Source organism: Oerskovia sp. NPDC056781 (assembly GCF_042789955.1).
GTDB classification, from domain to species: domain Bacteria; phylum Actinomycetota; class Actinomycetes; order Actinomycetales; family Cellulomonadaceae; genus Oerskovia; species Oerskovia rustica.
The window spans coordinates 1-20620 of sequence record NZ_JBHUAD010000057.1 but is presented as its reverse complement, the minus strand read 5'-3'; the positions used below and the strand labels follow the sequence as shown (position 1 = coordinate 20620).

The following is a 20620-nucleotide window of genomic DNA, read 5'->3' as shown; positions in this document are numbered from 1 at the left end:
GCTGGTGTTCCGGTCCTGGGACGGCGCCCTCGTCGGCGGCGACGCGCGGCTAGTCGGTCCCGGCGCTCCGCAGCGGCGCGGTCGAGCCGCGCACCACGAGCTCGGGCTCGAACAGCAGCTCGTCGCGCGACACGTCGGCCCCCGCGATCATGCTCGCGAGCAGGTCGACGGCCGCGCGCCCCATGGGCTCGATGGGCTGGCGGACGGTCGTGAGCGCGGGATCGGTCGAGTTCATGAGCGCCGAGTCGTCGTAACCGACGACCGAGACGTCGGTCGGCACCTGCTTGCCGGCCCGGCGCACCGCGCGGATCGCGCCGAGCGCGAGCGGGTCGCTCGCGCAGACGATCGCCGTCGCCCCGGCGTCGAGGAGCCGCACCGAGGCGGCCTGGCCGCTCTCGAGCGAGTACTGGCTGTGCTGGACGAGCGCGGGGTCGATGGTCACGCCGTGGCGGGCCGCGAGCGCGTGGGCCGCGGCGAGCTTGCGCTCGGACGGGATGTGGTCGGTCGGCCCGAGGAGCAGCCCGATCCGGCGGTGCCCCAGCGACAGCAGGTGCCCGAGCGCCTGGTTCATGGCGACGACGTCGTCGCACGAGACCCGCGGGAAGTCGAGCGACTCGATCGAGGCGTTCATGAGGACCACGGGCAGGTTGCGCTCGGCGAGGCGCCGGTACGGCTCGTGGTCGGCCTCGCGCTGGGCGTAGAACCCGCCCGCGAAGAGCACGCCCGAGACCTGCTGGCCGAGCAGCAGGTCGATGTACTCGGACTCGGTGATGCCGCCCGCGGTGCGCGTGCAGAGCACGGGCGTGAACCCCTGCTGCGCGAGCGCCCCGCCGATGACCTCGGCGAACGCCGGGAAGATGGGGTTGGCGAGCTCGGGGAGCACGAGGCCGACGAGCCGTCCGCGCTCACCGCGCAGCTTGGTGGGGCGCTCGTACCCGAGCACGTCGAGGGCCGTGAGGACGGAGTCGCGCGTCGCCTGGGAGACCCCGGGCTTGCCGTTGAGCACGCGGCTGACCGTGGCCTCGCTGACGCCGACCTTCTTGGCCACCTCGGCAAGTCGTCTGGACATGCTCCTGACTATACGCAGAGCGCAAGCGGCTTGCGTTCGCTTGCGCAATCCTGAGCGGCCCGTCGGTGCTCGTCGGGCTGGCCGTCAGCGCCGTCACCGCCCCCGCGTGACCGTGTGCCCCGCGTCGGTGAGCACGTCCGCGGCGGACTCGACCGAGTCCTCGGGGACCAGCACCAGGTCGGCGTGGAAGGTCGACGCGACGAAGACCGCGATCCCCGCCGCGGCGAGCGGGCCGACGATCGCCGCGAGCATGCCGGGCTTGCCGAGCCCGTGGGGGTCGCCGTAGAAGCCGGCCCACCGGTCGCCGCCTCCGCCGAAGGGCGAGGCCTCGCGCAGGACGGTCAGGCCTTCAGGAGCGCGGACGAGCGCGACCCACTCGTCGTCGTCGGGAAAGGACGCGTGGGGCTCGTGCGCGAGCGTGAAGAACGAGTCGAGGAGGCGGAGCTTCTGCGCGGACATGCCCGCGAGCCTAGGCCGCACCACCGACACGCGGATCACCTCCGAACGATGTCGTGCAGTGCACAACAACCCGAGTGCGCGGCACACTCCGAGCGCCGGGCCGTGGTTAGGCTCGACGCGTGAGCGCCCCCACCCCCACACCCGGGCTCCTGCCCGCACCCGTGACCCTGCACCCTGCCGCCGGCTCGTTCCTGCTGACCGACGGCACGCTGGTCCGCACGGACCCTGCCCTGGTCGCCGCTGCGCGCTGGTGGCGCCGGGCCACCGAGGACGCGTTCGGCCTCGACCTGCCGTTCACCATCAGCCCGGACAGCACCCTCGGCCCGGCGTCTCGCGGCACCGACCTGCCCGATGCCGCCGCTCCCGCGGGCGTGACGCTCGCCCTCGACCCGGCGCGCCCCGCAGGCGGCTACCGCCTCGAGGTCACCCCGGAGTCCGTGCTGCTCACGGCGGCCGACGCGGCCGGTGCCCACGCGGGCGTGCAGACGCTGCGCCAGCTCGCGGGCCCGCAGGCGTACCGCACGGCGCCGGTCGCCGGCGTCCCCGCGGACGCCGTCCGGCTGCCCGCCCTCACGATCGAGGACCACCCGCGCTTCGGCTGGCGCGGCGTGCTGCTCGACGTCGCCCGGCACTTCCTGCCCAAGCGCGAGGTGCTGCGGTTCGTCGACCTCGCGGCGGCGCACAAGCTCAACGTCGTCCAGCTCCACCTCACGGACGACCAGGGCTGGCGCATGCAGGTCCACCGCTACCCGCTCCTCACGGAGGTCGGTGGCTGGCGCACCGAGTCGAACGTCGGGACGTGGCGCACGGGGGTCTTCGACGGACGGCCGCACGGCGGCTTCTACTCCCAGGACGACCTGCGCGAGATCGTCGCCTACGCCCGCGAGCGGGGCGTCGTCGTCGTGCCGGAGATCGACGCGCCCGGGCACGTCGAGGCGGCGGTCGCGGCCTACCCGTTCCTCGGGACCCGCAAGGCACCGCACGCGGTGCGCACCACGTGGGGCGTGAGCACCGAGGTCCTCGACCCCTCGGACGAGGCGCTCGAGTTCTTCACGAACGTGCTGGACGAGGTCCTCGACGTCTTCGACTCCCCCTGGATCGCGATCGGCGGCGACGAGGTCCCCACGACGCTCTGGCGCGAGAACCCCGCGATCGTCGCCCTCGCCGCCGAACGCGGCCTCGCGGACGTCGCCGACCTCGCGGGCTGGTTCCTGGCCCGCCTGAGCGAGCACGTCACGGCCAAGGGGCGTCGGGCGGTCGTGTGGGACGAGGGCTTCGGCGAGCAGCTCCCGCGCGACGTCGTCGTGACCGCGTGGCGCGGCTTCACGGTCGGCGCGGACGCGCTCGAGGCGGGCAACGACGTCGTCATGGCCCCCGAGCAGGTCGTCTACCTGGACCACCGCGCGGGCGACGGCGCGGACGAGCCCGTGCCCGTCGGCTTCCTGCGCACGGTCGAGGACGTCTACGCGTTCGACCCGTTCCCGCCCGAGGTCCTCGCGCAGTACCCGGGGCTCGACGCCGCGCCCGGCCGCCTGCTGGGCGCGCAGGCCGAGGTCTGGTCCGAGCACCTCGACTCCCCGCGCCGCGTCGACTACGCGGCGTTCCCGCGCCTCGCGGCGTTCGCCGAGGTCGTCTGGAGCCCGACGGCGGAGCGCACCCCGGGCGGGTCGGCCTCGGCCGAGTTCCTCGCGCGGCTCGAGCACGACCACCTGCCGCGCCTCGACGCGGCAGGGGTCGAGTACCGCCCTCTCGACGGGCCGAAGCCCTGGCAGCAGCGCCCCGGCGTGCACGGCTTCCTGCGCCACCTCGACCAGGAGATGGCGGCGGGCGGCTGGGCGGGCGTCGGCGGCTGGGTCGAGGGACGCGACGAGCACTCGGAGGGACAGGCATGAGCACCACGGACCGGCCGGTGACGCTCGTCGTCCGCGGCGCACGGCTCACCACCCCGGAGGGGCTGTCGGAGCCCGTCGACCTGCTGGTCGCGGGCGACACGATCGACGACGTCCGCCCGGCGGGCACCGTGCCCGTGCCCGCGGGGGCGCACGTGATCGAGGCCGCGGGGCGCATCGCGTTCCCCGGCTTCATCGACTCCCACGTGCACGGCGAGGCCGCGGTCCTGGACCCCGACGTGCAGCTCGCGATGCTGCGCCAGGGCGTCACGAGCATCGTCGTCGGGCAGGACGGCGTGTCGTACGCCCCCTCGGCACCGCTGCCCGTCGCGGACCGGGCCCCCGACGCGCACAGCTGGGCCACGGGCTACTTCAGCGCGATCAACGGCGAGCACCCGACGTTCCGGGGCGGCTCGGTCGCGGACCTGCTCGCGACCTACGAGGGCACGACACCGCTCAACGTCGCCTACCTCGTGCCGCACGGCACGCTGCGCTACGGCGTCCTGGGCGGCGCGGCCCGCCCCGCGACGCCCGAGGAGACCGATCGCATGGTCGCCCGGCTGCGCGCGGCGCTCGAGGACGGCGCGTGCGGCATGTCCACGGGCCTCGAGTACGCCCCGGCCTCGAACGCGACCGACGACGAGCTCGTCGCCCTGGCCCGCGTCCTCGCCGAGCACGACCTGCCCCACGTGAGCCACATGCGCGGCTACGAGGACAAGGCCGGTACCGCGATGGCCGAGCTCGTCCGGGTCGCGCGCGCGTCGGGCGTCGCGACCCACGTCTCGCACTACCACGGCCCTGCGGCCGAGCTCGTCGGCTACGTCGAGGACGCCCACGCCGCCGGGCTCGACGTCACGTTCGACTCCTACCCGTACCTGCGCGGCGCCTCGATCCTCTCGATGGTCTCGCTGCCCACGTGGCTGCCCATCGCGGACCCCGACGCCACGGTCGGGATGCTCCAGGACCCCGGAGTCGTCGCGCGCCTCAAGGCCGAGCACTTTCCCGGCCTCGCCGACCTCTGGGGCCGCGTGACCATGGCCGCCGTCCCCGGCGAGCTGCGCTGGAGCGAGGGGATGGCCCTGCTCGACGTGGCCGACAGGCTCGGCCTCGACCCCGTGGACACGACGCTGCGCATCCTCGTCTCGACGCACCTGCGCGCGGGCTGCGTGTTCGCCCAGCCGCCGACCAACTCCCCCGAGTCCGTCCGCACGCTCCTGCGCCACCCGGCGCAGATGGCCGGGTCGGACGCGATCTACCAGGGCGGGCGCCCCCACCCGCGTGGCTGGGGCGCGTTCGCGCGGTTCCTCGCGGAGCACGTACGCACGCTCGGGGACTGGACGTGGCACGAGGCCGAGCGGCACCTGTCGACCTCGGCCGCCGAGCGCTTCGGGTTCACCGACCGGGGCCGCCTGGTGCCCGGCGCGCGCGCGGACGTCGCGCTGCTCGACCCCGAGACCGTGCAGGACGTCGCGACGTACGAGGACCCGCGCCGGCCCGCGACCGGGGTCGACGACGTCCTCGTCGCCGGCGTCCCCGTGCTCGCGGGCGGCCTGCCCACCGGGGCCACCCCGGGGCGGGCGCTGCGACCGGCCGTCCCGGCGGACCGCGCGTGAGCGTCGGCTCGCGGACCACCGCGACCACCGCGTCCACCGTCGCCGCCACGACCGCCGACGCAGCGAGCAGGAACTCGTCCCAGTCGCTGCGGCGCGCGCTCGGGATCCTCGACGCGCTGCGCCACGACGCGGCGCGCGGACTGAGCCTCGTCGAGCTCGCGGACGTCCTCGGGACACACAAGAGCACGGTCTCGCGCCTGCTCGCGCCTCTCGTCGAGGTCCACCTCGTCCGGCGCACCCCGACCGGGCGCTTCGTGCTGGGCGCCGGCACGCTGCGGCTCGGCCAGGCGTACCTCGAAGGGCTCGACCTGCGCACGGTCGCCGAACCGCACCTCGCGGCGCTCATGCGCGCCTCGGGAGCCACGTGCCACCTCGTCGTGCACGACGGCCTCGACGTCGTCTACATCGACAAGAAGGAGAACACCGCGGTCGTGCGCATGGCCTCGCGCATCGGGCGCCGCATGCCGCTGTACTGCACGGGCGTCGGCAAGGCGATCCTCGCGGCGAGCGACGTCGAGCTCCTCGACGCCGTGCTCGAGCACCCCATGCCCGCCGTCACCGCGCGCACCGTCACGAGCCCCGAGCACCTGCGGGCCGAGATCCGCACGGTCGCCCAGCGCGGCTACGCGATCGACGACCGCGAGAACGAGGCCGAGGTGCGCTGTGTCGCGGCCGCCGTCGTCGACCATACGGAGACCGCGATCGGCGCGCTCTCCGTCTCCGCCCTCGCCTCGCACATGCCGCCCGCACGGGTGCGCGAGCTGGGCCCGCTCGTCGTGCAGGCCGCCCGCGCGGTCTCCGCCGGGATGGGCTCCGTGCGCTGCGGCTACGAACCCACCGGGAGGAACGCATGACCCACCCCACCCAGGCCGACAACCCCACCCGGCCGTCCGGCCGCGCGACCGCGCCGGAGGAGCTGAGCGCCGTCGTCGGGCCGACGACCAAGGGCCTGCGGCTCGACGCCGAGCGGACCGTCACCGACGTGCTCGTCGACTCGCCCCGTATCACCGACGACGCCTTCTCCTGGCCGCTGCTGACGCTCGACGACGCGGCGCTCGACCACAACGTCGCGCTCATGGCGCGGTTGTGCGCCGAGCACGGCGTCGAGCACGCACCGCACGTCAAGACCGCGATGTCCCGCTCGCTCTACGCGCGCCAGGCGCGCGCCGGGGCGTGGGGGGCGACCGTCGCGAACCCGTCCCAGCTGCGCGTCGTGCGCACGTGGGGGGTCGAGCGGGTGTTCCTCGCGAACGAGCTCATGGACCCGCGCGACATCGCGTGGCTGCGCCGCGAGCTCGAGGCCTCGCTCGCGCCGGGCGGCACGCCGTTCGAGGCGTGGGTGTACGTCGACTCGATCGAGGGCGTCGGGCTCCTGGCGCGCGGCTTCGCGGGCGCGCCCCCCGAGGTCGTGGCGGGACTCGGGGTGCTCGTCGAGGTCGGTGTCCCGGGCGGGCGCACGGGTGTGCGCAGCACGGCCGACGCGCTGGGCCTGGCCCGCGCCGTGCGCGCCGCGGGCCTGCGCGTGCCGGGCGTCGCCGGGTACGAGGGGTCGGCTGCGGGCGGCACCACGCCCGAGGACCTCGCCAAGGTCACGGCCTACTGCCGGGGCCTGCGCGACGTCGCGGCCGCGTTCGTCCGCGAGGGCCTCGTGCCCGACGACGAACCCGTGGTCCTGACCGCGGGCGGAAGCTCGTTCCTCGACGTCGTGCTCGCCGAGCTCCCCGGGCCGCTCACGGTCGCGGGCGCCGCCGGGACCGACGGCCCCGACGGGGCGCCGCTCACGCGCGACGTGCGCGTGGTCGTGCGCTCGGGCGCGTACGTCACGCACGACCACGGCTTCTGCGCGCGCATGGACCCCTGGGACCGCGTCCCGGGCGGCGAGCCCATGCACGCGGCCGCGGTCGTGTGGGGGCAGGTGCTCTCGGTCCCCGAGCCCGGGCTCGTGCTGTGCGGCGTGGGCCGGCGCGACGTGTCCTACGACATCGACCTGCCGACGGCCCTGTGGCTGCGCACGCTCGACGAGAACGGCGCGCTGCGCCCCCCGCAGGACCTCGCCGGGGCGCGCGTCACGGGTCTCAACGACCAGCACCTGTACCTCACGATCGACCCCACGCCCGCGGGCAGCGCCCCGGTCACGACGCAGATCCGGCCCGGCGACGTCGTCGGGTTCGGGATCTCGCACCCGTGCACGCTGTTCGACAAGTGGCGCGTGGCGGCCGTCGTGGGCGACGACGACCAGGTCGTCGACATCGTCGGCACCGAGTTCTGACCCCGGTCCCCGGACCACCCGCACCACCCCGAGAGAAAGAGACACGATGAGCACCCCCAAGACCCCGATCAGCACCCCGCACGCACCGGCACCCGCCCACACCTTCCACCAGGGTGTGCGCAAGGGCCCGTTCGTCCAGGTCTCGGGTCAGGGCCCGGTCGACCCCGCGACGAGCGAGTACCTGTACCCCGGGGACGTCGCGGCGCAGACCACGCGCACCCTGGAGAACGTCAAGGCCATCGTCGAGGGCGCGGGCGCCACGTTCGACGACGTCGTGATGCTGCGCGTCTACCTCACCAAGCGCGAGGACTTCCCGATCATGAACGACGCGTACGGCGCGTTCGTCGAGGCCAACTGCCCGGGCGGCGTCCTGCCGGCCCGCACCACGGTCTTCACGGGCCTGCCCCGCGAGGAGATGCTGGTCGAGATCGACGGGCTCGCGATCACGGACTGACGTCCTGCTGCCGCTGGGATGGTTCGGCCGCGACTCGCCGGGCGTGTCGCGGCCGACCATGCACTCGGCTGGACTGCGGTCCGTGGGTGGCCGCGCCTAGCCTGGCGGGATGATCGAGACGCTCGCCATCGAGGGCTACCGCTCGCTGCGGCACCTCGTCCTGCCGCTGGGTCGCCTCACGGTCGTGACGGGCGCCAACGGCGTGGGCAAGTCGAGCCTGTACCGCTCGCTGCGCCTGCTCGCCGAGTGCGCGCTGGGCGGCGCGGTCGGGGCGCTGGCCCGCGAGGGTGGCCTGCCCTCGACGCTGTGGGCCGGGCCGGAGGTGATCGGGCGCTCGGTGCGCGACGGCGTGCACCCCGTGCAGGGCACGGTGCGCGGTGGCCCGGTCGCGCTGCGGCTGGGCTTCGCGAGCGGCCCGGACCCCCTGCCCGACGGCGCCGCGTCCGCAGGTGCGTCCCTCGTCGGCGCGTACGGGTACGCGGTCGACCTGGGACTGCCGCAGGACGGTGGCGCGTCGTTCGGCCTGGACCCCGAGATCAAGACCGAGGTCGTCTGGTCGGGGCCCGTGCTGCGTCCCGCGACGCTCGTCGCCGACCGGCGCGGCCCCTCGGTCCGGCTGCGCGACGAGGACGGGGTGTGGCAGGCGTCAGGACGCCGCCTGCGGTCCTTCGACAGCATGCTCTCGGAGGTCGTGGACCCCGTCGGCGCTCCCGAGCTCGTGCTGGTGCGCGAGCGCCTGCGCTCCTGGCGCTTCTACGACCAGTTCCGCACCGACGCCCTGGCCCCGGCCCGCGCCTCGCACGTCGGCACCCGCACCCCTGTCCTCGCGCACGACGGAGCCGACCTCGCCGCGGCCCTCGAGACGATCCGCGAGCTGGGCCTGGCCGACGACCTGGACGCCGCGGTCGAGAACGCGTTCCCGGGGTCGAGCGTGCGCGTGCGCGTGTCGGACGACGGCCGGTTCTCGCTCGAGCTGCGCCAGCACGGCCTGCTGCGCCCGCTGGGCAGCGCCGAGCTGTCCGACGGCACGCTGCGCTACCTGCTGTGGGTCGCGGCCCTGCTCACGCCCCGCCCGCCGGAGCTGCTCGTGCTCAACGAGCCCGAGACGAGCCTGCACCCCGAGCTGCTGCCCGCGCTCGGCGCCCTGGTCGCCGCGGCCGCGCGACGCACGCAGGTCGTGGTCGTGACGCACTCGCAGACGTTGGTCCGGGCCATGGAGGACGGAGCGGGCGGCTCGCGATCCGCCTCCCCGGCGCTCGTGCACGTCGAGCTCGTCAAGGAGCTCGGCGAGACGACGGTCGCGGGCCGTGAGGGACCGCTCGACGAGCCGCAGTGGCACTGGCCCAAGCGCTGAGCGGCTGGGTCAGCGACGCAGGGACCCCAGGTACAGGCTCGTGACCGAGGCCGCGACCTCGGTCAGCCGGCTCGCGGTGCGCGCGACGAGCTCCTCGAGGTCGATCGGTCCGGGAGCGATCGAGAACGCGGCCGTGATCCCCGCGGCGCGCGCCTGTCGCGCGGGCAGGAGCACCTGCCCGGCGATCACCACGACGGGCGGCCCGCCCGGCGCGGCCGCGGCGAGCGCCCCGATCCCGTCGGCGACCTTGCCGTGGACGGACTGCGAGTCGAACGAGCCCTCGCCGGTGAGCACCAGGTCGGCGTCCGCGACGGCCGCGGGCAGCCCGATGGCCTGCGCGACCAGGGTCGCGCCGTGCTCGAGCTCGGCGCCGAGGACCGCGACGAGGGCCGCCGGCACCCCACCGGCGGCGCCCGCCCCCGAGAGGTCGTGCGTGCGGACCCCGGTCTCGCGCTCGAGCAGGTCGGCCCAGCGCACGAGCGCCGTGTCCAGGAACGCGACGTCCGCCTCGCTCGCCCCCTTCTGCGGACCGAACACCGCGGCCGCCCCGCGCTCGCCCACGAGCGGGTTCGTCACGTCGACGGCCAGCCGCCACCGCACCTCGCGGGCCCGCGGGTGCAGTCCCCCGAGGTCGAGGCCGACGACGCGTGCGAGCCCCTCGCCGCCGTCGGGCACGAGGGTCCCGGCGAGCTCCCCGTCCGTCGACGAGGCGACCGTCGCGACCGAGTGCGCGAGGAGCCGGGCGCCGAGACCGGTGAGGACTCCTGCGCCGCCGTCCGTCGAGGCGGAACCGCCGAGGCACAGGACGACCTCCTCGACCCCGGCGTCCAGGACCGCCGCGCACGCCTCTCCCGTGCCGCGCGTGTGCGCGTGGAGCGGCTGGAGGACGACGTCGCTCACCGCCGGCAGGCCGCTCGCCGCGGCGAGCTCGACCACGCCGATGCGGCCGTCGGCCGATACCCCGTAGCGTGCCCGGCGCGGGCGCCCGATCGCGTCGACCGTCGCGACCTCGCGCGCCTCGACCCCCCACACGGACAGGAGCGCGTCGAGCGTGCCCTCGCCGCCGTCGGCCATGGGCAGGAGCCTGACCTCGGCGTCCGGTGCCGCCGCCAGGACGCCGTCGGCGAGGTGCCGGGCCACGTCCGCGGCGGTCGCGGAGCCCTTGAACGAGTCGGGCGCGATCACGACGCGCAGCGGTCGCGGGCCGGTGCGCGCGGGGTCGACGGTCGGTGCGCCGTTCGTCGTCGGAGGCACGCCCCGATCGTAGCCAGCGGGTCCGGCCCGCGCCGTGCGGGGGACCTGGTCAGGAGGGAGCCGTCGCGCCCGTGGGATCCGCGGCACCGGCGGTGCCCGTCCGGGACGCGACCGCAGCGTCGATCCGCGCCTGCGTGCGCGCCTCGCGACGCCGGCGCGCACGCAGGACCGCGAGCACCGCACCGACGAGGACGAGCAGCGTCCCGAGCTGGACCCACGGCAGGGTCCACGCCACGTAGGTACCGGTCACGGGGGCGAGCGCGACCTCGACCACGTCGTCGCCCACGACGAGCGGGGTCGTGGTCAGGTGGCCCGAGACCTTGCCCAGCGGCCAGACGCCGTCGAGCACGACGCTCCCGCTCGTCTCCTGGCCGGGCAGCACCTCGCGCTGGGCAGGGGCCACGACGTCGCGGGCGTTCCAGCCGAAGAGGCCGGATCCCGCGACCTGGGTGTCCGCACCGAGGCGTACGTTGCCCTCGTTCGCGACCGTGTAGGCGACGCGCACCGCGCCGGGCGCGAACGGGTTCCAGCTCGGCTCGTAGGTCGCGCGGACGTCAGTGAGCGCGAGCGCCGGGACCAGGTCGCCCGCCACGCGCAGGTGCACGCGGGCGCCCACGCGCGTGTCGAACATGACCGCCGACCCGTCGCCCTCGGGGCGAGCCAGGGCCGCGACGACCCCGGCCGGGTGGTCCCCCGGTGTCGCGTCAGCGGGGACCGCGACCGCGAACGGCACGGTCACCGACGACTCGGCGGGGACCTCGACGCGCTGGGTCGGCCCGGCGGCGTCCCCCTCGCCGAGCGTGATCCACGCGCCGCCGTCGACCGGGGTGGTGCCCGCGGGGAGCAGGTCGAACTGCCCGTCCGCGGTCACGACGCCGTCGCTCGCGTACACGTCGAACGTCGCCGGGTGGTCGCTGAAGTTGGTCACGGTCACGTGGTCGCTCGCCAGTCCGCCGGGGTCGACGGTCAGGCGGAACGAGACCCGTCCGTCGGGCCCGTCGGCCGTCGCGGGCTCGACGGCCCACGTGGTCCTGGTGGCCGGGTCGGCCGTCGCGGCGAACGCCGACGCGGGCGCGGCGAGCACGCCGGTCAGGAGGCAGGCCGCGAGCAGGACGGCACCGGCCGCCGTGGCCCGGCGGGAGCCCCGGCGGGCGGTCGGACTGGTGGTCGCGCCAGGGGCACGGGCCGCGGATCGAGGAAGGACGGTCATCGGGGAGCTCCGAGCGGGGAAGGAGGAGGGCCCGCTCCGGTCGGCGACCTGCGCGCACGGGGCGCGCGGCGCCGTCGGGCGGGAGGACGGACGGAGAGGGACCGCCGGACCCCGGCGCGCCACGAGAGCGCACCGGGGCCCGACGATTCGTCAGGCGACGGTCAGTCGACTCGTCAGGCGACGGTCAGTCGACCGGGAAGAGCGAGACCGTCAGGGCGCCCGCGTAGTCGCCCGCGCGGGTGTCGACGGGGACCTCGAGCGCCAGGTCGGCCGAGACCGTCGTGGTGCCCAGGCGCCCGTCCGCCGTCGCGGTCGCGAGCGTGGCCGGGGCCGCGAGGCCCGTTCCGCCACCCAGGAGCGACGCGACGGGCGAGCCTGCGCTCACGCCGTCCTTGGCCGAGACCAGGCCCGGGGTCCAGCCCAGGTTCTGGGCGCGCAGCGTGCGCGGGCCCGACGTCAGGTCGCTCGACTGGCCCGAGACGGTCCAGCCGCCCCTGCCGACCGTGGCGGCCGCGCGCGAGTCGGTCACCGAGACCTCGGGAAGCCGTCCCGCGAAGCGCAGGCGGTCACCCACGTTCTCGCCGCCCGTGAGCGCGACGCCCGCACCGGCACCCGCGACCGACAGCGTGAGCTTGCCGCCCACCTCGCCGGCCTCGGGCACGGTCGCGACCAGCGGGATGCCGTCCGCGTCGTTCGCGGCCCACAGCTCGTTCGAGACGCGGCCCACGTCGGCGTTGTCGAGGTACGCACCGCGCACCGGGTCGGTACCCGTCGCGGCGGCCGCGAGCAGCTCGGAGCCCGGGCCCTTGGCGTACACGGGCACGAGGTGGTTGGTGTGGCCGCCGCTGTTCCAGCTGACCTGCGGAGCGCCGCCCTGCACGCCCTGGACCGGGGTCCAGGCCGGGTTCGCCGCGGGACCGGAGAGGTAGCCGCACTCGTGGTCGGCCGTGATGACGACGAGGGTCTCGTCCCAGCTCGAGTTCTCCTCGACCCAGTCCACGACCGTCTCGATGGTCCGGTTGAAGTCGACCTGCTCCTCGACCGCGCCTGCGGCGTTGTTGTCGTGCGAGGCCCAGTCGATCGCGCCGCCCTCGATCATGACGAAGAAGCCCTCGTCGGAGGCGTTGGACAGCACGTTGAGCGCGGCGTCCGTCATCTGCGGGAGCGAGGGGACGTTGTCGTTCTGCGGGGCGGTGAACGGCACGTCGCCCGGCTTCAGGGCCGTGCGGTCGGCCTGGAGCGTGCCCGCGACCTGCGCGGTACCGAGCACGTGCGTGGGCGTGTCGCCCTCGGCGAGCGCGAGGAAGTCGTCCTTCGACTCGACCAGGTCGAACGCCGACTGGCCGTCGACCAGCTTGTTCCACTCGGTCTCGCCGATGTAGTCGTACTTCGGGGTCGAGCGCTTGTCGCCGTTGTCGTCGTACCAGGGGTTGCCGGCACCGAAGATCACGTTGGCGCCCGAGTCCATCATGTCGGCCGCGATGTCGTGGTAGTTGTTGCGGTGCTCGTTGTGCGCCAGGTAGGACGCGGGCGTCGCGTGGGTCCACGGCACCGACGTGACGACGCCCGTGGCCTTGCCGAGCTCGAGCGCGCGCTCGGCGACCGTCCTGAGGTCCTCGTGGTTCTCGTCCTGGCCGATCACGTTGTTGAGCGTCTTGACGCCCGTCGCGAGGGTCGTCGCCGCCGCTGCGGAGTCGGTCGAGTTCTTGAGCGGCGCCGCGAAGCTGCTCCAGTTCTGGGCCGGGTCGTACGTGTTGCCGAACTGGTACGTGGACATCGCGAGGGCGACCGGGAACTCCTGGTACACCTGCGTGCCGGCCTGACCGGGGACTGGCGTCGAGGCGCCGCCGGGCTTCACGGTGGTCTGGTAGGCCGTGCGGCCGTGCTCGAACTGGCTGCCGAGGTCGACCTGGTTGAACCCCATCCCGTCACCGATGAGGTGGATGATGTTCTTCGGTCCCGGCGCCCCGGGGTCGGCGGACGGCGCGGCGAGCGCCGGCGTGGTCGAGGAGATCGCGATACCCGCCGCGAGGACGCCCGTGCCGGCGACCCGCAGCCACTTCATCGGTACACGTGAAGTCATGGTCTCTTCCCTGTCGAGGTCTGGTCCGGTCCGGAGTCGAGTTCCGGCCGGCACGTCAGAGCCAAGCGGTCAGAGGTGGCGAAGGGGTGAACGACGAGGGGCCGCGCGGGGACGGATGGGGTAAATGTCCGTCCCGCCCGGCGAGTCGCGGGAAGGCGCGCCGAGGCAGAGCGCGTCACGGGAAGGCGCGCGGGAGGCAGAGCGCGTCGCGGGAAGGCGCGCCGAGGCAGAGCGCGTCGCGACGCGCGCCTCCTCAGCCCGGGGCGGGGAGGTCCGCGAACCGCACGAGCTGCCCCACGGCCCGATCGGCACGCTCGTCGAGCCACGGCATGGGGAAGAGCTCGATCGTCCAGTCCTCCTTGGACGCGAACACGCCCGTGGGCACGATCAGGTCGCCCATGAACGCGAACAGGGGTCGCAGCGCCTGGTCGATCACCAGGGTGTGCCGGGCCGTGCCGCCCGTCGCCGCGAGCAGCACGGGCTTGTCGGCCATCGGGAGCGAGTCGACGAGGTCGAAGAAGGCCTTGAAGATCCCGGAGTAGGAGCCGCGGAACACGGGGGTCGCGACGATCAGCAGGTCGGCCTGCTCGACGGTCTTGAGCGCGAGCTCGAGCTCCTCGCTGCGCATCCCGATCACGGTCGCGGTCGCGACGTCCTGCGCGTGGTCGCGGACCTCGATCGTGCGGGCGTCGACCTGGGTCCCGGTGGCCGCGAGCCGTGCGACGGTCTTGTCGAGCAGGAGGTCGGTCAGGGCGCGCGTGGTCGAGGGGAAGCTGACCCCGCCGGTCACGGCGACGACGCTCAGCGGGCGGGGTGCGGACGCTCCGGCGTCCCGGGGTCCGGCGCTCACGCCTTGCTCCCGTCGCGCGCGGGGATGTCGGCCTGGGCGCCACGGAGCTTGTCGAGCAGGCCCTTGAGGGTCGCGAGCTCGTCGGCGTCGAGCGCGCCACCCACGTAGGCGCCGATGGTGCGGACGTGCTTGCGCCCGATCTCCTTCTGGAGGCGTGCCCCCTCGGGGGTGAGGCGGACGATCGTGCCGCGTGCGTCGTCGGGCGCGGGGACGCGTTCGACGAGGCCTCGCTGCTCGAGGCGCTCGGCCATGCGGCTGAGCGAGGGCTGGCTGATGAGGACGTACTCGTTGAGGTCGCGCAGGCGGGTGCCGCCCTCGGGGCAGCCGGCGAGCGTGAAGAGCACGTCGTACTCGCGCATCGTCAGCTCTTCCCAGATGTCGTCGGCCTGGAAGCGGCGCATGAGGGCGACCTGGGTGCGGAAGAGCGACTCCCACGTCTCGGCGGCCTCGCGCGTGGTGGCTCGGCCGTGGACGGTGGGGGGCGCGGCGGTGCTGCTGGTCATGTGTCTCTCGATCCTGCGGGGTGCACCGGCCCGGGTGCGCGCCTCGTCGGCGCGCGACGACCGGGGTAGATGCGTTCGTATGAACTCGAGCGGTACAACCGACGGGGCGAGAGGTGTATTCCGGCCGCCCTGGAGCGCGGGGAGCGACCTACCTGCCGAGCCGCCGCTCGCGCTGCGAGTACGACCGCAGGGCGCGCAGGTAGTCGACCCGGCGGAAGCTCGGCCAGTACGCCTCGCAGAAGTAGAACTCGGCGTGCGCGCTCTGCCACAGCAGGAACCCGCCCAGGCGCTGCTCGCCCGACGTGCGGATCACGAGCTCGGGGTCCGGCTGACCCTTGGTGTAGAGGTGCTCCTCGATGTGCTCGACGTCGAGATTCTCGGCGAGGTCCTGGAGCGAGGCTCCGCTCGCCGCCTGCTCGCTCAGGTAGGAGCGCACGGCGTCGGCGATCTCGTGCCGGCCGCCGTACCCGATCGCGACGTTGACCTGGAGCCCGTCGACCCCGGCGGTCCGGTCCTCCGCGTCGCGCAGCGCCTTGGCGAGACGCTCGGGCAGGAGGTCGAGGCGGCCCATGACGCGCAGGCGCCAGCGACCCGTCTCGGCGAGGTCGCACACGGCGTCCTCGATGATGTCGAGCAGCGCGCTGAGCTCCTCGCGCGAGCGCGAGAGGTTGTCCGTCGAGAGCATCCAGAGCGTGACGACCTCGATCCCGAGGTCCTCGCTCCACGTGAGGAACTCGGCGATCTTGTCGGCACCGCGACGGTGACCGGTCGCGGCGGTCTCGCCGAAGGACTTCGCCCAGCGCCGGTTCCCGTCGAGGATGACTCCGACGTGACGCGGCATCGCCTCACGGGGCAGGGAGCTCGCGAGCCGTCGTTCGTACAGCCCGTAGAGCAGGTGGGGCATGCGCACGTGGGGTCCTTCGCGGTGTGTAATGGATGAGCGGCGACGGGGCCGGGCAGGGCCCGGGAGCGTCGCACGGACGACACGGGCACCGAGGAGCGCTCGGGGGGCGTCGCTCGCCAAACGGTACCGGAGGCAACAGTCGATTTGTCCCGGGGTCCGGCCCGGGAGACGCCTTTGCGCAGGATCTTCACAGTCCCGCACAGCAACCTACGGTGACGTAACTTACGATGGCGTAGGTTGTTCCTGAGCCACGCACGTCGACTCACGCGCAGTCCCCCGGGCCAGGGACATCTCGTCCCCCGCCCGACCGCCGAACGAGTAGGAGCCCCTCCGTGGCACGACCCTCCGACCGCCCGACCTCGGGCGACACCGTCGAGAACGCCCTGGACTCGGCCGCAGACGCCGTGTCGAGCGCGAGCGCGAAGGTCGCGGAAGCCATCAAGCCCCGCCTGCGGGGCTGGATCCACGCCGGCACGTTCCCCGTCGCCCTCGTCGCGAGCATCGTCCTCGTGATCCTCGCACCGCCCGTCGCGGGCAAGGTCTCGTGCGCCGTCTTCGGACTGAGCGCATGCCTGCTGTTCGGCACGAGCGCCGTCTACCACCGCGGCACCTGGTCACCGAAGGTCGCGGGAATCCTGCGCCGGGCCGACCACTCGAACATCTTCCTCATCATCGCGGGCACGTACACCCCGCTCGCGGTGCTGCTCCTGCCGAAGCAGACCGCGACGACCCTGCTCGTCATCGTGTGGGCGGGCGCCCTGCTGGGGCTCGCCGCACGCATCATCTGGCTGGGCGCCCCGCGCTGGGTCTACGTGCCGATCTACGTCGCGCTGGGCTGGGTCGCGGTCGGGTACATGCCCCAGTTCTGGACGACGCCGTCCGGCCCCGCGATCGTGTGGCTCGTCGCGATCGGCGGCCTGGCGTACACGCTCGGCGCGGTCGTCTACGGGCTCAAGCGCCCCAACCCGAGCCCGCGCTGGTTCGGCTTCCACGAGATCTTCCACGTGCTGACGGTCGTGGGTTTCGGGTGCCACTACGCGGCGATCATGATCGCGGCGCTCAACGCCTGACCCTTCCAGCCGGTCCGCCGAGCGCGGAGCAGCTGTCGCGGACCGCCTCGATCTGCGACGACTGCTCCGCACTCAGCGTTGCTGCGGGCCCTTGGGCACGACGGCGTAACGCCGGTTCACGAGCGACGGGTTCGCCTCCCGCACGACCCCCAGCGCCTCGGGGTCGACGTCCGCGGTCCGCAGGCCCGCGCGCTCGTCGAGCTCGAGCCCGACCCGCCCGTCTGGCCCCACGAGCAGCGACCTCCCGGTCACGCCCTTCCCCGCCTGCCCGACGGCGAGCACGACCGACGTGTTCTCGATCGCCCGGGCGCGGGCCAGGGTGCGCCAGTGGTCGGCCTTGAGGTCGCCCGCGGCCCAGGCGGCGGGCACGACCAGGACGTCGGCGCCGGCGTCGACCAGCCGGCGCGCCGACTCGGGGAACCGCAGGTCGTAGCACGTCATGACGCCGAACGTCAGGCCGCCCACGGTCATCGTGGTCGGGGCCGCGTCGACCGGGCCCGGCTCCAGCCGGTCCGACTCACGGTGGCCGAACGCGTCGTAGAGGTGCACCTTGCGGTACACCCCGACCAGGTGCCCGCCCCCGTCGATCGCGACGACGGCGTTGACGGCACGGGTCGTACCCGTGCCCGTGCCCATTCCCGTGCCCGGAAGCGTCGTGCCCGCGATCACCGCGACCCCGGTCTCCGCCGCCCAGCGCTGGAGGGTCGTGACGAACGGGCCGTCGAGCGGCTCGGCGTGCTCGATCCCGACCCCGCGCGGGTCGAAGCCCGAGGCGTACTCGGGGAGCACCAGGAGGTCGGCCTGGAGCCGCTGAGCCTCCGTGAAGGCCGAGCGCACCACGAGCAGGTTCGCCGCATGGTCGTTCGAGACCTCGATCTGGGCGATCGTGACCCGCACCGGACCGCTCGGCGTCCGCGCCATGTCAGTCGCCGCCGCCACCGGAGTCGCCGCCCGAGCTGCCCGAGTCGCTCGCGCTGTCGCTCGGACCGTCGTCCGAGCGCGAGCCGCCGCCCGAGGAACCGCCGTCCGACGACGCACCGGACCCGCCGCCGTTGCCGGAGCGGACCGACCGCTCGTCGTGCCGGACCTTGCGGAGCTGCTTGTTCATCGACAGGAACAGCGCGACGCACGCGAGCGCGACCGCGAAGATCGTGAGGAACCCCGGCAGGCCGGGAGACACGTCGGTCGGCTCGAGGCCGGGGCGCAGCTCACCGCCCGTCGGGGCGGGGGACGGGGTCGTCTCGGCCGTCACGCCGACCGCCCAACCGGGCCCTCCCGCGAGGTCGGACGACAGGTCGACCGCGAGCTGCGGCGTCGGGCTCATGCGTGGCCTTCCTCGGTGCGGATACCGGCGAACAGGTCGTCCTCCGGAAGTGTGGTCGGGACGCGCGACTCGGCGAGCTCGAACTCCTCGATCGGCCACACCGCGACCTCCAGGTCGCGCGGGATCGCGAAGAAGAAGCCGTCCGGGTCGATCTGCGTCGCGTGCGCGATCAGCGCCGCGTCGCGCTGCGGGAAGTACGGGGCGACCTCGACGCGCGTCGTGACCTCCCGCTCGGGGATCTCGCGCGCCGCCCGCGACTCGACCCAGTCGCTGAACGGCGACTCGAGACCGGCGTCCACGACGGCCTCGTGGATCGTGCGGATGCGGTTCATCGAGAAGTCGTGGTTGTAGTACAGCTTGAGCGGCTCCCACGCGGGCGCACCGCCCTCGACCCGGTAGCGCTCCGGGTCGCCCGCGGCGTGGAACGCCTCGAACGCGACCTTGTGGCACATGATGTGGTCCGGGTGCGGGTAGCCGCCGCTCGGGTCGTACGTCGTGATGACGTGCGGGCGGAACTCACGCACCAGCTCGACGAGCGGCGCCGCGGCCTCCTCGAGCGGGACGAGCGCGAAGCACCCCTCCGGCAGCGGGGGCAGCGGGTCGCCCTCGGGCAGCCCCGAGTCGACGAACCCCAGCCAGCGGTGGCTCACGCCGAGCGCCCTGGCCGCCGCCGCCATCTCCGCGCGGCGCAGCTCGGCCATGCCCTCGGGGGTCGAGGGGACCTCGCCGAAGCTCGGGTTGAGCACGTCGCCGCGCTCGCCGCCCGTGCAGCTCACGACGAGGACCTCCACGCCCTCCGCGGCGTAGCGGGCCGACGTCGCGGCGCCCTTGCTCGACTCGTCGTCAGGGTGCGCGTGGACGGCCATGAGGCGCAGCGGTGCACCGTCGACCGTCCCGGGCGCCGTTGCAGTCCGCGGGCGCGCCGTCGATTCGGTCACAGGTCCTCCAGGGGGTACTCCGGGGCGAAGAAGTTCAGAGACAATGATGTCTCATGAGCAGGTAGTCCACCCAACCCCTGGACCTCGATTCACCATGACGAACAGCACTCCCCCGTCGGGAACAACGCCGCACGTCGGCCCCGACGCGCTCGACGAGCACGAGAACCCGATCGGGCTCGCGCCGCGGACCCCCGGGCCGCAGCCGCCCGCGGGCCGCTACGGCCCCCCGTCGACGCCCGCCCGTCGCCGCCTCACGATCGCGGGCATCGTCGCCGCCGCGGTCGTCGGCGTCGCGATCACGGTCTGGATCGGGCTCGGGCAGGCCTCGACCCCGGTGCGCTACGACAACTTCGGGTTCAAGGTCATCAGCTCCGAGCAGATCGACGTGACGTTCCAGGTCTCGATGAAGCCCGGTACCCAGGCCGAGTGCACGATCGACGCCCTCGCCGAGAGCTACGCGCAGGTCGGGACGGTCGACGTCGTCGTCGGACCGAGCGACCAGCTCGAAGGGCGCTACACCGTGAGCGTCGCGACGACCGAGCTCGCCACGACAGGCATCGTCGAGAGCTGCCGCGCACTGCCCTGACGGGGGAACGGCGGTGTGATGCAGCGGACATTTGGTATCCTGAGGGATTCACGCTGCCCCAGAAGCATCAGGTCCAGCGAAACCCGCCACGCGGCGTCGGCGACCGGCCGACGTCACCACCCCGGGCAGGCAGCGGAGTCGCCCTCACCCGCACCCACTGCCTCACCCTGTGCGGTCGCGTCCACCGACGTCGACCGCAGGAACGCAAGGAAAGGAAGGAGCGAACCGTGACCGAGACCAGCGTCACCTGGCTGACCCAGGAGGCACACGACAGGCTTCAGGCCGAGTTGGCTCACCTGTCCGGTGCCGGCCGCACCGACATCGCCGAGCGCATCGCTGCCGCCCGCGACGAGGGTGACCTCAAGGAGAACGGCGGATATCACGCCGCCCGCGAGGAGCAGGCCAAGAACGAGGCGCGCATCCGCGAGCTGACCGCGAAGCTCCGCAACGTGCAGATCGGCACGCCGCCGGACGACGGCAAGGTCGAGCCCGGCATGGTCGTCACGGCCCTGGTGGCCGGCGAGGAGATGGCGTTCCTGCTCGGCTCGCGCGAGATCGCCGGCGGCACGGACATCCGCGTCTACTCCCCGACGTCCCCGCTCGGCGAGGCCATCAACGGCACCTCGATCGGCGACAAGGTCTCGTACGCCGCCCCCAACGGGAACCAGATCCAGGTGGAGATCCTCGCGGCCAAGCCGTTCGAGGCGTGACCCACCGCTGACGCGCCGAGCCACCACCGACGGTGGCGGGCGCGCCGCGACCACGCAGGCCCGGGAACCTCAGGGTTCCCG

At 74.0% G+C, this 20620-nt stretch carries 20 protein-coding genes; 9 read left to right on the top strand and 11 right to left on the bottom strand.

Features of this window, described 5'->3' with window-relative positions:
- Positions 1–49: 49 nt before the first annotated feature.
- Both ACFRCR_RS07440 and ACFRCR_RS07435 read right to left on the bottom strand, forming a co-directional pair.
- The gene (locus ACFRCR_RS07440; RefSeq protein WP_377676417.1) at positions 50–1069 is read right to left on the bottom strand and encodes a LacI family DNA-binding transcriptional regulator; all 1020 of its coding nucleotides are present in this window, start codon (positions 1067–1069) and stop codon (positions 50–52) included.
- Positions 1070–1162: 93 nt separating this feature from the next.
- On the bottom strand, positions 1163–1528 hold the full coding sequence (locus tag ACFRCR_RS07435; RefSeq protein WP_377676415.1) for an ACT domain-containing protein: 366 nt from the start codon (positions 1526–1528) through the stop codon (positions 1163–1165).
- A gap of 119 nt (positions 1529–1647) precedes the next feature.
- Here ACFRCR_RS07435 and ACFRCR_RS07430 point away from each other — a divergent pair, with 119 nt between their 5' ends.
- The 6 genes from ACFRCR_RS07430 (at position 1648) to ACFRCR_RS07405 (ending at position 9107) form a co-directional block, all read left to right on the top strand.
- Positions 1648–3420 carry a beta-N-acetylhexosaminidase gene (locus tag ACFRCR_RS07430; protein ID WP_377676414.1) on the top strand — a complete coding sequence of 591 codons (1773 nt, stop codon included), beginning with the start codon at positions 1648–1650 and terminating at the stop codon, positions 3418–3420.
- Entirely contained in the window at positions 3417–5030 is a 1614-nt protein-coding gene (locus ACFRCR_RS07425; protein WP_377676412.1) for an amidohydrolase family protein, read from the top strand. The genes ACFRCR_RS07430 and ACFRCR_RS07425 overlap by 4 nt, the downstream gene beginning before the upstream one ends.
- The gene (locus tag ACFRCR_RS07420) at positions 5027–5884 is read left to right on the top strand and encodes an IclR family transcriptional regulator (protein ID WP_377676410.1); all 858 of its coding nucleotides are present in this window, start codon (positions 5027–5029) and stop codon (positions 5882–5884) included. The genes ACFRCR_RS07425 and ACFRCR_RS07420 overlap by 4 nt, the downstream gene beginning before the upstream one ends.
- A complete protein-coding gene (locus ACFRCR_RS07415; RefSeq protein ID WP_377676409.1) occupies positions 5881–7299 on the top strand; it encodes an alanine racemase in 1419 nt (472 codons plus the stop codon). The genes ACFRCR_RS07420 and ACFRCR_RS07415 overlap by 4 nt, the downstream gene beginning before the upstream one ends.
- Positions 7300–7345: 46 nt before the next feature.
- Positions 7346–7753 carry a RidA family protein gene (locus tag ACFRCR_RS07410; protein ID WP_138823291.1) on the top strand — a complete coding sequence of 136 codons (408 nt, stop codon included), beginning with the start codon at positions 7346–7348 and terminating at the stop codon, positions 7751–7753.
- Positions 7754–7862: 109 nt separating this feature from the next.
- On the top strand, positions 7863–9107 hold the full coding sequence (locus ACFRCR_RS07405) for an AAA family ATPase (RefSeq protein ID WP_377676407.1): 1245 nt from the start codon (positions 7863–7865) through the stop codon (positions 9105–9107).
- Positions 9108–9116: 9 nt separating this feature from the next.
- Here the strand turns inward: ACFRCR_RS07405 and ACFRCR_RS07400 are convergent, their stop codons facing one another.
- The 6 genes from ACFRCR_RS07400 to ACFRCR_RS07375 all read right to left on the bottom strand — a co-directional run bounded on the left by ACFRCR_RS07400 (position 9117) and on the right by ACFRCR_RS07375 (position 15917).
- A complete protein-coding gene (locus tag ACFRCR_RS07400) occupies positions 9117–10361 on the bottom strand; it encodes a glycerate kinase (protein WP_377676405.1) in 1245 nt (414 codons plus the stop codon).
- 49 nt (positions 10362–10410) lie between these two features.
- Positions 10411–11571 (bottom strand): WxL protein peptidoglycan domain-containing protein, encoded by a 1161-nt coding sequence (locus ACFRCR_RS07395; protein WP_377676403.1) that lies wholly within the window; start codon positions 11569–11571, stop codon positions 10411–10413.
- A 184-nt stretch (positions 11572–11755) separates the two neighbouring features.
- Positions 11756–13654, bottom strand: a complete 1899-nt coding sequence (locus ACFRCR_RS07390) for an alkaline phosphatase (RefSeq protein WP_377676401.1) — start codon at positions 13652–13654, stop codon at positions 11756–11758.
- A 253-nt stretch (positions 13655–13907) separates the two neighbouring features.
- Positions 13908–14504 carry a CE1759 family FMN reductase gene (locus ACFRCR_RS07385; protein ID WP_377676400.1) on the bottom strand — a complete coding sequence of 199 codons (597 nt, stop codon included), beginning with the start codon at positions 14502–14504 and terminating at the stop codon, positions 13908–13910.
- Positions 14501–15007, bottom strand: coding sequence for a MarR family winged helix-turn-helix transcriptional regulator (locus tag ACFRCR_RS07380; protein WP_377676398.1), 507 nt, complete (start codon positions 15005–15007; stop codon positions 14501–14503). The genes ACFRCR_RS07385 and ACFRCR_RS07380 overlap by 4 nt, the downstream gene beginning before the upstream one ends.
- A gap of 148 nt (positions 15008–15155) precedes the next feature.
- Positions 15156–15917: an isoprenyl transferase gene (locus ACFRCR_RS07375; RefSeq protein WP_138823277.1), complete on the bottom strand. Its 762-nt coding sequence runs from the start codon at positions 15915–15917 to the stop codon at positions 15156–15158.
- A gap of 326 nt (positions 15918–16243) precedes the next feature.
- Between ACFRCR_RS07375 and ACFRCR_RS07370 the strand changes: the two genes are divergently transcribed.
- Entirely contained in the window at positions 16244–16981 is a 738-nt protein-coding gene (locus tag ACFRCR_RS07370) for a hemolysin III family protein (RefSeq protein WP_377676395.1), read from the top strand.
- Between the two features lie 72 nt (positions 16982–17053).
- Here ACFRCR_RS07370 and ACFRCR_RS07365 read toward each other — a convergent pair whose 3' ends face one another.
- From ACFRCR_RS07365 to mca, 3 genes are read right to left on the bottom strand one after another with little or no spacing between them, the layout of a single operon-like run.
- Positions 17054–17902: a carbon-nitrogen hydrolase family protein gene (locus tag ACFRCR_RS07365; RefSeq protein ID WP_377676394.1), complete on the bottom strand. Its 849-nt coding sequence runs from the start codon at positions 17900–17902 to the stop codon at positions 17054–17056.
- 1 nt (position 17903) lies between these two features.
- Positions 17904–18305 carry a hypothetical protein gene (locus ACFRCR_RS07360; protein WP_377676392.1) on the bottom strand — a complete coding sequence of 134 codons (402 nt, stop codon included), beginning with the start codon at positions 18303–18305 and terminating at the stop codon, positions 17904–17906.
- The gene (gene mca / locus ACFRCR_RS07355; protein WP_377676419.1) at positions 18302–19171 is read right to left on the bottom strand and encodes a mycothiol conjugate amidase Mca; all 870 of its coding nucleotides are present in this window, start codon (positions 19169–19171) and stop codon (positions 18302–18304) included. Before mca ends, ACFRCR_RS07360 begins: the two co-directional genes overlap by 4 nt.
- A 166-nt stretch (positions 19172–19337) precedes the next feature.
- Between mca and ACFRCR_RS07350 the strand changes: the two genes are divergently transcribed.
- Positions 19338–19829, top strand: coding sequence for a DUF4307 domain-containing protein (locus tag ACFRCR_RS07350; protein ID WP_377676390.1), 492 nt, complete (start codon positions 19338–19340; stop codon positions 19827–19829).
- A 227-nt stretch (positions 19830–20056) separates the two neighbouring features.
- A complete protein-coding gene (greA, locus tag ACFRCR_RS07345; RefSeq protein ID WP_030150112.1) occupies positions 20057–20539 on the top strand; it encodes a transcription elongation factor GreA in 483 nt (160 codons plus the stop codon).
- Positions 20540–20620: the final 81 nt, after the last annotated feature.